Consider the following 13,294-nt stretch of genomic DNA (forward strand, 5'->3'; position numbering starts at 1 on the left):
TGCTCTCCTTGCAAAGGGCCGAAAGTGTAACCCATCTATCCGGAATGAACTGTCACCCATCTCTCGGGAAGGGCAAAATAGAAAATGCCGGCGGCATCGGCTACCGCCAATTCGCGGGTTCGTCCCCATCCTCGGCGATAATGATCGCCGACAGGCGCCGGCATGCACGCGGCGGGACGCGACCGGCTGTCGCGGATGGGAAATAAGAAGCGATGCCGAGGAACCAAAGCATGTCCCTCAAGTTCGATATTCGTTTCCAGGGAGATCGAGTTCAGCATGCAAGGTCGAGGGCCAATCAAGGCAGCACTTCGAGCACAGGCCGATGAGGTACGCATCCGCATCGGCATCCTCCAGCAGGAGTTGACCACCAACCGCAAAAGCATGGGAGGCACATTGCGGTTGGGGTACGAGATAAAGTCGAGGAAAGTCCTTCTGGCGCGTCTGGAAAGGGTATTGGCGCAGTACTCGCCGGGCTGCCTGCTTGACGACGTCCCGACGCTGCGGCGCTCCGAGACAGGCCCGCGATCGCAAGGCTCCCATTGCAGCCTCTGACGCTGCAGCCGTTCGAGACAACGCCCAACCCAGAGGGATGGTCAGGGCCTGACGGCGCTTTCTGCAGACAACTGTGCCGCACGGCAGCCTTCGCCGACGCGCTCGCGGGAACCTGCGTTACCGTGGAAAGTTCCTGCTGATGGCAAATCACCCCATTACCGGCGCGCTCACCTCGATCGGCACGTGGACCTCTCGTCCGGCAGCATTCCTGGTCCTGCTGGCCTATGCGATCTTCTGGATCGTTTTCGACCGGCAAAGCTTGAACTGGCATGGCGCGGCCACGCTCCTCACCTGGGCCATGACGCTCTTCATTCAGCGGGCTGAACATCGCGATACCCAGGCCATTCATGCCAAGTTGGACGAAATGCTAAGATCAAACAGTTCGGCTTCGACCATCACCCGCATCGACGATGAAGAGCCCGAGGACATCGAGAAACATCGCGATCGCAAGCAGCAGGGCGACTAACATGCGCGCTGCCGGTCTCGTGGCGTTGCTGAGGGGCGCGAAGCCAACGCGGTTGGATCGAAAATTCAGCCCGCTGCTCAAGGGATTGAGCTATGTGGCCGTTGCGGTTGTCGCCGGTCTGGCCACGTTGGCGGCCATAAACCTGACCCCTGAACCGCGGGTTTTGCGGACGATTGTCCCGCATCGCTTCGACGCATCGGATCCGCAGTTCGCGAGGTCGATGAGCAGCTACTCGCTGGGACAGATGTCAAACGAGAACGCGGTGCAGACCCTTGTGAACGGCGACGAGATTTTTCCTTCGATGCTCCAGGCGATCGGCGCGGCCCGGTCCACCATCGATTTTGAGACCTATATCTATTGGTCTGGGGCCGTTGGATATGAATTCGCACAAGCCTTGGCGGCCAAGGCGCGGCAAGGTGTGGAGGTCCGCGTGCTTGTCGACTGGGTCGGCAGCCTGCCTTTCGACGAAAACCTGATCCACATCATGACAGGAGCCGGCGTGAGGTTCCACCGCTACCGGCCGATCCATTGGTATACGTTGGACCGTGTGAACAACCGGACCCATCGCAAACTGCTCATTGTCGACGGACGAGTGGCCTTTACGGGCGGCGTCGGCATCGCCGACAAATGGCAGGGAGACGCCCGCAATCCGGATGAATGGCGCGAAACGCACTATCGGATCGAAGGGACCGCCGTACCTGCTTTCCAGGCAGCCTTTGCCGAAAATTGGTTGGAGACGACCGGTGAGACATTGCAGGGTCGGAAGTTCTACCCTCCGCCCGAACCGGCAGGGTCGCTCGGCGCCCAGCTGATACTTTCTTCGCAGCCAAATGGCTCGGAGAACATGGAATTGATGATGCTGGCCGCGATAGCCGCCGCGAGGGATCACCTGCGAATCGGAATGGCCTATTTCGTCCCCGACGATATCGCCCTCCAGCAGATCCTGGACGCCAGGAAGCGAGGCGTGTCTGTCGATGTGATCGTTCCGAACGCGCTCACCGACGTGCCTTTGGTTCGGAAGGGCTCGCGCTATTTCTGGGGCGACTTGCTTAGAGCTGGAGTGCGTATCTACGAGTTTCAACCCACCATGTATCATCCCAAGCTGCTGATCGTTGACGACATCTGGACGAGCTTTGGTTCCACCAATCTGGACGAACGCTCCTTGCGGCTGAACGATGAAGCCAGTCTGAACGTCTACGGCAGGGATTTCGCAAACACGCAGATCGACCTGTTCAACCAGGACCTTGGGAGGTCCCGGCAAATCACCCTGGCCGAATGGGAAGCGCGTCCCCTGCGGGAAAAAATTTCGGACTGGCTGGCCAGCAGGCTGCGCTCCCAACTTTGATGACCTGGCTTTTACTGCTCATTCGACCAGCCTGATCAGCCCTACCGCTCGCCATCAGGCTTTCAGCCAGCCTGATGCGCCGCGATCGCGGCCAGAAAAACCGCGCCAAACTCCTTGAGCTTCGCCGCTCCCACGCCATTCACTTCGGCAAAGGCGTCGAGGTCGCGCGGGCGGCGGTCGGCCATGTCGATGAGCGTGCGGTCGGAAAACACCACATAGGCCGGCACCTGTCGCTCCTTGGCGAGCCGTAGCCGCAGCGACTTGAGCGCCGCCAGCAGCGAAGCATCGACGCCCTCGGCTCCGGCGGCGGCGCCTTCCCCGGAACGCTTCCTGCCGCGCGCCAGAGGGTCCCGCGTCTCGACGCGATACTGGAATGCAATCTCGCCACGGCCGAGCGCGCGGCCGCTTTCGGAGATGGCGAGACCGCCATGGCCCTCGGGATCCGGCATCAGGAACCCGCCGGCCACCAGTTGCCGGACCAGCGACAGCCACACTGTCTTTCTGTGCGCGGCGCCGGTGCCGAAACTGCTGAGTGTTTGATGAGCTCTCGCCAGCACCTTCTCGGTCTCGTGGCCAAGCAGGATATCGATGACATGGGCCGCGCCGAAGCGCTCGCCGCTCTCTGCGACCGCCGCCAGGATCTTCCGCGCTTCGGCACTGCCATCGGCGCGCGGCGCCTGGTCGAGACAGTTGTCGCAATTGCCGCAGGCCTGGGCCTCTTCGCCGAAATAGCCGAGCAGCACCTGGCGGCGGCATTGCGCGGTCTCGCAATAGCCGATCAGCGTGTCGAGCCGGCGGTGTGACCGCCTCTTGTGCTCTGACGAGGCATCCTCGTCGTCGATGAACAGCCGGCGCATGCGGATGTCGCCAAGGCCGTAAAGCATATGCGCCTCGGCCTCGCGTCCGTCGCGGCCAGCACGGCCGATTTCCTGATAATAGGCTTCCAGGCTGCCCGGCATATCGGTGTGGAAGACAAAGGCGACATCAGGCTTGTCGATGCCCATGCCGAACGCGATGGTTGCCACCATGACGACGCCGGACAAGGTCATGAAGGCGTTTTGATTGGCTTCACGCGCCTCCTTGCTCATGCCGGCGTGGTAGGCGAGCGCGGTGACACCATTGCGCTTCAGAAAGGCCGCGATCTCTTCCGTTTTCTTGCGCGACAAGCAATAGATGATGCCGCTCTTGCCCGCATGGCGCTCGATGAAGCCGAGCAGCTGGCGCTTGCTGTCCTGCTTGGGCGCGATGGCCAGCTTGATGTTGGGCCGGTCGAAACCGAGCACCAGCGTTTCGACCTGCTCGGCGAACAGGCGGGCGGCGATGTCGGTACGCGTGCTCTCATCAGCCGTCGCCGTCACCGCGATGATCGGCACATTGGCAAAGATGCCTCGCAACCGGGACAGATCCTCATATTCGGGCCGGAACGCCGGACCCCATTGCGAGATGCAATGCGCCTCGTCGATGGCGATCAGGCTGACGTGGAGCCTGGAAAGGGCGTCCAGCATGCGCTCGGTCATCAGCCGCTCCGGCGCCAGATAGAGCAGCCGCGTCTGGCCAGATGCCACACGGCGCCAGGCCGCGACATTGGCCTCGCGGTCGAGCGAGGAATTGATCGTATCGGCCGCCACGCCGGCAAGCCGCAGCGCCGCGACCTGGTCCTGCATCAGAGCCACCAGCGGCGAGACGACGAGGGTGAGCCCGCCCAGAACCAGCGCCGGAACCTGGTAGCAGAGCGATTTGCCCGCGCCCGTCGGCATGACGGCCAGCACATGGCGCCCGCCAAGCAGTGTATCCATCACGTCGGCCTGGCCGGGGCGAAAATCGTCGAAGCCGAACACCTCCTTCAGGACGCGCCGCTTGGGATCCCCGGCCCTGATGCCCGCCGCCTGAGCCGGCATCAGACAGTCACCTGGCGGCAAGCGATTTTTCGCGTACGGGAGAGATCGGGGAAGACGGTCAAGGGCAACTCCTTGTGAGGCCTTGGAGTAGCTCACCGCTCATCCCATCACAACAGCCCTCTCAATGCCCTCGGCAACACCGCCGGCGACGCCTTCCCCAGCGGCACACGCACCCCTGATGGATTCCGCCGCGTTGCGATGTAAGCTTGCCCTCGCCGATACGCCACGGAGGGCGCGATGCTGCAGGTGAGACAGGATTTGCTGGGCGAGCGGTTCCGGCTGCAGCGCGCCGCCTTCAAGGCACAACCCTTTCCCGACCTTGGCGTCCGCAAGGACCGGCTGAGGCGCCTGCTGGCGCTGACCGAGCGGCACGAGAATGAAATCTGCGCTGCGATCGATGCCGACTTCGGCGGCCGCTCGGCGCATGAGACCCGCCTGGCCGAACTGTTCGTCGTGCGCGCCGGCATTCGCCATGCGCTCGCCCATGTCGGCGGCTGGATGCGGGAGCGCCGCGTTGCCACCACCTTGCCGTTTCTGCCAGGCAGGAACCGCCTCGTGCCGCAGCCGCTCGGCGTCGTCGGTATCGTGTCTCCCTGGAATTATCCTTTTCAGCTCGCCGTCGCGCCGGTTACGGCCGCGCTTGCCGCCGGCAACCGCGTGCTGGTCAAGCCTTCCGAACTGACGCCGGCTTTTTCCGGGCTGCTGACCAGGCTGGCTGGCGAACATTTCGCCCCGGATGAACTCAGCGTCATCGCCGGCGATGCCGATACGGGGAAAGCCTTCGTCTCGATGCCGTTCGATCATCTGCTGTTCACCGGTTCGACGGCGGTCGGACGCCAGGTTGCGATCGCCGCCGCCGCCAACCTGACCCCGGTCACGCTCGAACTCGGCGGGAAGTCGCCGGCGATCCTCGACCCCTCCTGCGATCTTGACACCGCGGTTGCCAGCGTCGCCTATGGCAAGCTGTTGAATGCCGGGCAGACCTGCATCGCGCCGGACTATTTGCTGGTGCCGAAGGGACAAGCAGGTACGGTCGCCGCGAAGCTCGCAATCGCCATGGCGCGGCTCTACCCCTCGCTGCGCGACAACCCCGACTATACCGCCATCATCAGCGATCGGCATTACCAGCGTCTGCGCGCCATGATCGCGGAAGCGCGCGACACGGGTGCCGATGTCACCGAGATCAACCCGGCCGGCGAGGACCTCGGCAATGCGGGCCGGAAGCTTCCGCCGACCCTGGTCAGCAACGCAGGCTCGGACCTGAAGCTGATGCGCGAGGAGATTTTCGGCCCGGTGCTGCCGATCGTCGAATACGCCACGCTCGACGACGCGATCGCTTATGTGAACCAGGCCGACCGGCCGCTGGCGCTCTACTGGTTCGGCAATGACAGGGGCAACCGCCAGCGCATCCTGCGCGAGACGGTCGCCGGCGGCGTCACCATCAACGACTGCATGCTGCATCTGGTGCAGGAGAACCAGCCCTTCGGCGGCGTCGGCGCCAGCGGCATGGGCGCCTATCACGGCGAATGGGGTTTCCGCACCTTCAGCAAGGAGAAACCGGTCTTCCTGCAGTCGCGCTTGAGCGCAGGGAGCCTTCTGCGGCCGCCCTACGGCAAGACGTTCGAACGGCTTTTCGGCCTGCTCAGGCGCATCACCTGACGCGCATTAAGTCTATCTTCACCATGATGCGGCAGCTTTCGCACTCTGCGGTGATGTTTTGAGTACCGCGGCGCCATTGGCGCCCAGGCAACAACCCGCGCTTCCCTGGAGGCGCGGGTTTTTCGTTGGCCGAGAAATCGTCGGCGACCCGGTCAGGCGAGGAAATCGGCGCGGTGCGGCGTAAAACTGTCGACCAGCCGCCCCGCCTCGAGCGCCTTGACGCCGTGCACCAGGCCGGACGGCACGATGAAGCTGCCGCCGGTCTCGACGATTTCGGTCCGGCCGCCGATGGTCACCTCAAAACGGCCTTCGGCGACATAGCTCGCCTGCACATGCGGATGCGAGTGCAAGGCGCCGACACCACCCTTGTCGAAACCGAATTCGACCATCATCAGTTCGTCGGTGGAGAGGAGAACCCGCCGGCGATTGCCGTCGGGGGTCGGCGTCCAGGCACCCTGGCCGGCATGCGCGAAAATCTTCGGCTCGGTCATCGTCTTCTCCTCATCGCGCCAGCCATCCCCCATCCACCGGCACCACCGCGCCATGCATATAGTTCGAGGCCGGCGCCAGCAGGAAGACGGCAGCATCGCCAATGTCTCCGGGCTCGCCCCAGCGGCCGGCGGGAATGCGCCCGAGGATGGCCGCGCTGCGGTCGGGATCGGCGCGCAGCGCCTGCGTGTTGTTGGTGTCGATATAGCCCGGCGCTATGCCATTGACGTTGATGCCCTTCGCCCCCCACTCGCAGGCGAGCAGTCTGGTGATGCCGAGCACGCCATGCTTGGACGCCGTGTAGGACGCGACGCGGATGCCGCCCTGGAAACTCAGCACCGAGGCGATGTTGACGATCTTGCCCTGGCGTCCACCGGCAAGGAGGCGCCGCGCAAAGGACTGACACAGCAGGAAGACGGACTTCAAATTGACGTCGATCACGTCGTCCCAGTCGGCTTCGCCGAGATCGACGGCATCGGCGCGCCGGATGATGCCGGCATTGTTGACCAGCCCGTCGATCGGACCGTTTTGATCCCAGACGCGGTCCAGCATCGGTCCGACTGCTGCCGTGTCGGCAAGATCGGTGCTCACCGCCTCGAATTGGCCGCCCGCCGCGCCGACCTTGCTCGCGGTGTCGTCCATCGATGAGCGGCCGACGCCGATCACGGCGCCACCGGCGCGCGCGACCGAGATGGCAATGCCTTGGCCGATGCCGGTGTTGGCGCCGGTCACCAGGATGCGCTTGCCGGCCAGGCTGAAGGCGGAGAGGTCGCTCACCGCAGCATGTCCATCGCCACCGGATCGACATCGGTGTAGTCGACATTGTCGCCGGCCATCGCCCAGATGAAGGCATAGTTGGACGTGCCGGCGCCTGAGTGGATCGACCAGCCCGGCGACAGCACCGCCTCCTCGTTGCGCATGACGATGTGACGTGTCTCGTCCGGCTCGCCCATGAAGTGGAAGACGCGGGCCGCCTCGGGCAGGTCGAAATAGAGGTAGGCCTCCATGCGCCGGTCATGCACATGGCATGGCATGGTGTTCCAGATCGAGCCCGGCGCCAGCTGCGTCATGCCGACGACGAGCTGGCAGGTTTTTGTTCCCCCGGCATGAATGAACTGGAAGATCGAGCGCTCGTTGCAGGCCTCCTTGCTGCCGAGATCGAGGCGCTTGGCGTCATCGAGGCGGATCAGCCGGCTGGGATGAGCCTGATGCGCCGGGGCGCTGAGCAGATAGAACTTGGCGGGGTCGTTCCTATCAGCAGAAGCGAAGGAAACCGTGTCGGTGCCCATGCCGAGATAGAGCATGTCGCGCGTCCGCAGGTCGAAGGACTGGCCGCCGGCTTCGATCGTGCCGGCACCGCCGATGTTGACGGCGATCAATTCGCGCCGGTCGAGAAACCCCTTGGTGCCGGTCGGCTTGATCGCTTCCAGTGGCAATGCCGTTGCCGCAGGCACGGCGCCGCCGACGATCATGCGGTCGTAGTGCGTGTAGGTCAGGCTGATGCGCCCGGGCTGGAAGAGATCCTCGATATGGAAATTATGGCGCAGCTCATCCGTTCCCATGGCGGCGGCGGCCGCCGGGTCTATGGCGAAGCGCGAGGTGTAGTCGGTGTGGTTCTGGCTCATTTCTGTCCTGGCTTTCGGTGGATCATTCGCCTGCGGCCGCCTTGACCGAGCTGGCGTAGTAGGCCTGCCGCGCCTGCAGCCGCTCGCGGTAACGCTGCTGGCTGGCGCCGAGATGGGTGCGCATCGCCTCGCGCGCGGCTTCGGCATCGCCCGCCGTGATCGCGTTCAGGATCACCAGATGCTCGCGCTGCAGCCCGCGCTGGTAGCTGTCGGACTGCGCCAGTTCGGTCGACCAGGGCGAGGTCACGTCGCACGGAATGGCGCGCCGGCCGAGCACGTCGAGCATCTCGACATAGAAGGGATTATTGGTGGCGCTGGCGATGGCGCGATGGAAGGCGAGGTCGGCCGGACCGGTCGGCTGGCTGTCGAGCAGCAGCCGCTCGAACTCGAAGAAGGCTTCCTGGATCGCCGCCTCCTGCGCGGCGTTGCGACGGATGGCAGCGAGCCCAGCCGATTCGATCTCGATCGCCAGCCGCACCTCGAGCACGTTGAGCGCGACCGAATCCTTGGCTCCCATGTCGGCGGCGAGCGCCCCGAACATGGTCGAAATATGCTCTGTGACGAACACCCCGGCGCCCTGCCGCGGCTCGACCAGACCGTCGGCGGCAAGCTTGGCCAGCGCCTCGCGGATGACGGTTCGGCTGACGCCGAAGGTTTCGGTCAGCTGGCCCTCGGTCGGCAGCTTGTGGCCGGGCGGGATCTCGCCCGCCTGCAACTGCTTGCGGATCGCCCCCACGACGGTTTCCGACAGCTTGGGTTTTCTCTCGACCCTGAGGTCGTTTGCGGTATCGGACACCTCGGTGACCTCCTAGTGCAATTCCACGAAAAGTGCGTAGCGTCTTTCCGCCTGGAATTGCGTAAACACAAAGAGTTAGAGCGGTTCAACGATTCTAACGATCGCCGAACCGCTCTAATGGAACAGGCCCGGCAGCCACAATGAGATTTCCGGCACGTAGGTGACAAGCATCAGCACGGCGAAGGCAGCGCCGTAGAATGGCCAGATCGAGCGCATCGCGGTCCAGATCGGAATACGGCCGATGGCGCAGCTGACGAACAGGACCGCGCCGACCGGTGGCGTGCAAAGCCCGATGCCGAGATTGAGGATGAGGATCACGCCGAAATGCACGGGATCGACCCCATAGGCCATGACGACAGGCAGGAAGATCGGCGTCGTGATGATGATCAGCGGCGACATGTCCATGAAGGTGCCGAGAATGAGCAGGACGACGTTGATCAGCAGCAGGATCACCAGCTTGTTGTCGGACACCGACTGCAGAAAGGCGACCAGTGCCGCCGGTACCCTGAGATAGGCGAGCAACCAGCCGAAGGCCGCCGCGCAGCCGATGATCATCAGCACCATGGCCGTGGTGCGCACCGACGCCGTCGTCGCCGCGACGAAGTCGCCCCAGCTCATCGAGCGGTAGATGATCAGCGTCACCAGGAAGGCGTAGACGATGGCGATGCAGGAACTCTCGGTCGCGGTGAAGACACCGGACCTGACGCCACCGAAGATGATGGCGATCAGGATGAGCCCGGGAATGGCGGCGACAAGCAGTTGCAGGGCCCGGCCGAAGCCGGCGAAAGGCTCCGTCGGATATCCCCGGCGGCTGGCGACCCAATAGGCCGTTGTCATCAGCGACAGCGCCAGCAGCAGACCCGGCAGCACGCCAGCCGTGAACAGGTCGGCGATCGAGATACGGCCGCCGGCGGAGATCGAATAGATGATCATGTTGTGGGACGGTGGAATGAGAAGCGCGATGATGGCCCCGACCGAGGTGATGTTGACGGCATAGTCGACGCCGTAGCCGCGCGCCTTCATCTGCGGAATCATCAGCCCGCCGACCGCCGACGCATCCGCCACCGCCGAGCCGGAGATGCCACCGAACATGGTCGACGCCGCGATGTTGACCTGCCCCAGGCCGCCGCGCAAATGACCGACCAGGGAGCCTGCCAGCGCGACCAGCCGCGCGGCGATACCACCGCGCACCATCAGGTCTCCGGCGAAGATGAAGAACGGGATGGCCATCAGCGAAAAGACGCTGACCCCGGAATTCAGCCGCTGGAACACCACGACCGGCGGCAAGCCAAGCGTGAGGATCGTGGCAAAGCTGGCAACGCCGAGGCAGAAGGCGATCGGCGTGCCGATGACCAGTAGGAACACGAAGGTGCCGAAGAGGACGATCAGGGCCATGGTTCAGGGCTCCTCGCCGGTTGCATGAATGTCGGCGTCGACGGGCAGGCCGGCAAAGCGCCCGGCCAGCCGTTCCAGCGAAAACAGACAGACCAGCGCCCCACCCAGGATGACCGGCAGGAAGCTGACGCCGCCCGGCAGGGCAAGTGACGGCATGACCGTGTTCCAGGTCAGCCTGGCCAATTGCACGCCATAGACGATCATGCCGGCGCCGAAGGCCAGCACGACAAGGTCGGAAATGCTGCGCAGTACCGCCTTGGCCGAAACAGGCAGGACATAGAGCAGCACGTCGAAGCCGAGATGGGTGCGTTCGCGCACGCCGACGGCGGCGCCGAGAAAAATGAACCAGCCCATCAGCAGAACCGAGAAGGATTCCGTCCAGCTCGGCGAACGGTTCAGCACATAACGCGAGAAGACCTGCCAGAAGATGATGATCGTCATCAGCGTCAGGCCGGCGCCGCTGATCCAAAGCGCCAGCCTGGCAAGCCCTGACAGGACCCGCTCCGCACCCAGCCAGAATCCTCGCATGGCCGACACGTCCGAAGGCAGCGCGGGGGCCTCCGCGCTGCTCGATCCATTGCCCCTGCCGTTCATTTCTCGGCCTGTATGCGGGCGGCCAGATCCTTCAATTCGGGCGTCGACAAGTACTTGTCGTAGACGGGCTTCATCGCGTCGATCAGCGGCTGTTTGTCGATCTCGCTGACCTTGACGCCCGCGGCCTCGACGATGCCGCGCGACTTCTTCTCCTGCGCGTCCCATAGTTCGCGCATCTTGACGACGCTGTCCTTGGCTGCCTGGCGCACGATCGCCTGGTCTTCCGGCGAGAGCTTGTCCCAGCTTGCCTTCGACATGACCAGCACTTCCGGCACGATCTGGTGTTCGTCCATCGTGTAATGCTTGGCCACTTCGTAGTGCTTGGCGGATTCGAAGCTCGGCCAGTTGTTTTCGGCGCCGTCGATGACGCCGGTCTGCAGCGCCGAATAGACTTCGCCATAGGCCATCGGCGTGGCGTTGGCGCCAAGCGCGTTGACCATGTCGACGAACACATCGGACTGGATGACGCGGAACTTCATCCCTTTCATGTCCGCCATCGAGGTAATGTCCTTCTTGGTGTTGTAGAAGGACCGAGCACCGGAATCGTAGAAGGCGAGGCCGACGAGATCATGCGCCTCGAACGCCTTCAGGATCTGGTCGCCGACAGCGCCGTCCATGACGTGGCGCATGTGCTCGACGGAGCGGAACATGTAGGGCAGCGACGGCACGGCGGTCTCCGGCACGATGCCGTTGAACGGTCCCATCGAGACACGGTCGAGGTCGATGACACCGGCCTGGGTCTGCTCGATCGTGTCCTTCTCCTCGCCGAGCTGCGCCGAGTGATAGACCTCGATCGAATAACGGCCGGCGGTGCGCTGCTTGATCAGGTCGCCCATGTACTTGACCGCCTCGACGGTCGGGTAGCCGTCCGGATGGGTATCCGAGGATCGCAGCACGGTTTCGGCGTTGGCAGCGCCGATCAGCAGCGAACCGATGGCGAATGTCGCCGCCGCCGTCAATTTCGAAAAATGCAACATGACTTCCTCCCTTTGAAAATCGAAACGCCCGGCTCAGAGCCGGTACGCATTCTTGGCAAGCGTGTAGGCAAGCTCCTTCGCGAGTTCATGCGCCTCGTCCTCACGCAGCCTGTGCTCGGCGACGAGACGCGCCAGGAACGCACAGTCGACCCGCCGCGCCACGTCGTGGCGGGCCGGTATCGACGGAAAGGCGCGCGTGTCGTCGTTGAAGCCGACCGTGTTGTAGAAGCCGGCGGTCTCGGTGGTCATCTCGCGGAACCGGCGCATGCCTTCCGGGCTGTCGTGGAACCACCAGGCCGGCCCGAGCTTCAGCGCCGGATAGACGCCGGCCAGCGGCGCCAGTTCGCGCGCGTAGCTGGTTTCATCCAGCGTGAACAGGATGACGGTCAGGTCGCGCTCCAGCCCGACGCAGTCCAGTAATGGCTTCAATGCCGTGACATAGTCGGTCCGGGTCGGGATATCGAAACCCTTGTCCCTGCCGAATTTCTGGAAAGCGGAAGCCGAATGATTGCGCATGGAGCCGGGATGGATCTGCATGACCAGCCCGTCGTCCCGGCTCATCTTGGCCATCTCGGTCAGCATCTGCGCGCGAAACAATTTTCGCTCGCGCTCATCCTGCGAGCCGGCGCGGACCCGGTTGAACAGCTCCTGCGCCGCCGCGTCGGAAAGATTGGCGGTCTCCGCCGTTGGATGACCGTGATCCGACGAAGTCGCGCCGAAGCTCTTGAAGAAGGCGCGCCGCTGGCGATGTGCGTCGAGATAACCGGCCCAGGTCCCGGTGTCGCAGCCGGTGATCTCGCCGAGCCGATCGAGATTGGCCGAAAAGCCTTCAAAATCGGGATCGACGACGGCGTCTGGCCGATAGGCGGTGACGACACGGCCCTCCCAGCCACTGTCGCGGATCATCTGGTGCCATTTGAGATCGTCGAGCGCGCCTTCGGTCGTCGCGATGACCTCGATGTTGAAGCGCTCGAACAGCGCGCGAGGGCGGAAATTCTCCCACTGCAGCAGCGTTGCGATCGTGTCGTAATGGCGGTCGGCGGTCGCGGCGCTCAACGGCTCTTCGATGCCGAACAGATGCGCAAGGACATGGTCGAACCACAATCGGGTCGGCGTGCCACGAAAGAGGTAATAGTGTTCGGCGAACAACCGCCAGATCGCCCTGCCGTCGGTCTCGACGGGCTCACCATCGAGGGTCGGCACGCCGAGAGCCTCCAGCCGCACGCCCTGACTGAACAGCATGCGAAAAATATAGTGGTCCGGCACGATGAGCAGTTGCGCGGGATCGGGGAACGGCTCGTTCAGCGCATACCAGCGCGGGTCGGTATGGCCGTGCGGGCTGATGATGGGCAGGTCCTTGATGCCGGCATAGAGAGCGCGGGCGATCGACAGCGGACGCGCCTCGGCTGAAAACAGCAAATCCGCATTGGTCAGTGCCACGGCCATCCTCCGGCTCCATGGGTAGGATCGGTCAGAAATAATGTCAACATACAAAAAT

At 63.8% G+C, this 13,294-nt stretch carries 12 protein-coding genes; 3 read left to right on the plus strand and 9 right to left on the minus strand.

Annotation, left to right across the window (positions count from 1 at the left end):
• Positions 1 to 691: 691 nt before the first annotated feature.
• Positions 692 to 1,018, plus strand: coding sequence for a low affinity iron permease family protein (locus tag LB554_RS19375; RefSeq protein WP_015315187.1), 327 nt, complete (start codon positions 692 to 694; stop codon positions 1,016 to 1,018).
• A gap of 1 nt (position 1,019) precedes the next feature.
• Positions 1,020 to 2,363 (plus strand): phospholipase D-like domain-containing protein, encoded by a 1,344-nt coding sequence (locus tag LB554_RS19380; protein ID WP_224586295.1) that lies wholly within the window; start codon positions 1,020 to 1,022, stop codon positions 2,361 to 2,363.
• A gap of 62 nt (positions 2,364 to 2,425) precedes the next feature.
• On the opposite strand, the gene recQ is transcribed toward LB554_RS19380, so the two are convergent.
• Positions 2,426 to 4,261 carry a DNA helicase RecQ gene (gene recQ / locus LB554_RS19385; RefSeq protein WP_224586297.1) on the minus strand — a complete coding sequence of 612 codons (1,836 nt, stop codon included), beginning with the start codon at positions 4,259 to 4,261 and terminating at the stop codon, positions 2,426 to 2,428.
• Between the two features lie 237 nt (positions 4,262 to 4,498).
• Between recQ and LB554_RS19390 the strand changes: the two genes are divergently transcribed.
• Complete coding sequence (locus tag LB554_RS19390; RefSeq protein ID WP_224586299.1) at positions 4,499 to 5,920, plus strand: coniferyl aldehyde dehydrogenase; 1,422 nt, start codon at positions 4,499 to 4,501, stop codon at positions 5,918 to 5,920.
• Positions 5,921 to 6,072: 152 nt separating this feature from the next.
• Here LB554_RS19390 and LB554_RS19395 read toward each other — a convergent pair whose 3' ends face one another.
• The 8 genes from LB554_RS19395 to uxaC form a co-directional block, all read right to left on the minus strand.
• Positions 6,073 to 6,411, minus strand: a complete 339-nt coding sequence (locus LB554_RS19395; protein ID WP_140712433.1) for a cupin domain-containing protein — start codon at positions 6,409 to 6,411, stop codon at positions 6,073 to 6,075.
• A gap of 10 nt (positions 6,412 to 6,421) precedes the next feature.
• Positions 6,422 to 7,186 carry a 2-dehydro-3-deoxy-D-gluconate 5-dehydrogenase KduD gene (kduD, locus tag LB554_RS19400; protein WP_224586300.1) on the minus strand — a complete coding sequence of 255 codons (765 nt, stop codon included), beginning with the start codon at positions 7,184 to 7,186 and terminating at the stop codon, positions 6,422 to 6,424.
• Positions 7,183 to 8,034 (minus strand): 5-dehydro-4-deoxy-D-glucuronate isomerase, encoded by an 852-nt coding sequence (gene kduI, locus LB554_RS19405; protein ID WP_015315181.1) that lies wholly within the window; start codon positions 8,032 to 8,034, stop codon positions 7,183 to 7,185. The genes kduD and kduI overlap by 4 nt, the downstream gene beginning before the upstream one ends.
• 22 nt (positions 8,035 to 8,056) lie before the next feature.
• Positions 8,057 to 8,830, minus strand: coding sequence for a FadR/GntR family transcriptional regulator (locus LB554_RS19410; protein WP_015315180.1), 774 nt, complete (start codon positions 8,828 to 8,830; stop codon positions 8,057 to 8,059).
• Positions 8,831 to 8,944: 114 nt separating this feature from the next.
• A complete protein-coding gene (locus LB554_RS19415; RefSeq protein ID WP_140822662.1) occupies positions 8,945 to 10,225 on the minus strand; it encodes a TRAP transporter large permease in 1,281 nt (426 codons plus the stop codon).
• A 3-nt stretch (positions 10,226 to 10,228) separates the two neighbouring features.
• Positions 10,229 to 10,753, minus strand: coding sequence for a TRAP transporter small permease (locus LB554_RS19420; RefSeq protein ID WP_041163297.1), 525 nt, complete (start codon positions 10,751 to 10,753; stop codon positions 10,229 to 10,231).
• A 62-nt stretch (positions 10,754 to 10,815) separates the two neighbouring features.
• Positions 10,816 to 11,796 (minus strand): TRAP transporter substrate-binding protein, encoded by a 981-nt coding sequence (locus LB554_RS19425; protein WP_140616581.1) that lies wholly within the window; start codon positions 11,794 to 11,796, stop codon positions 10,816 to 10,818.
• Between the two features lie 33 nt (positions 11,797 to 11,829).
• Entirely contained in the window at positions 11,830 to 13,242 is a 1,413-nt protein-coding gene (gene uxaC / locus LB554_RS19430) for a glucuronate isomerase (protein ID WP_181166306.1), read from the minus strand.
• Positions 13,243 to 13,294 lie beyond the last annotated feature (52 nt).

The sequence above is a fragment of the Mesorhizobium sp. CO1-1-11 genome, from assembly GCF_020164995.1.
GTDB classification, from domain to species: Bacteria; Pseudomonadota; Alphaproteobacteria; order Rhizobiales; family Rhizobiaceae; genus Mesorhizobium; species Mesorhizobium australicum.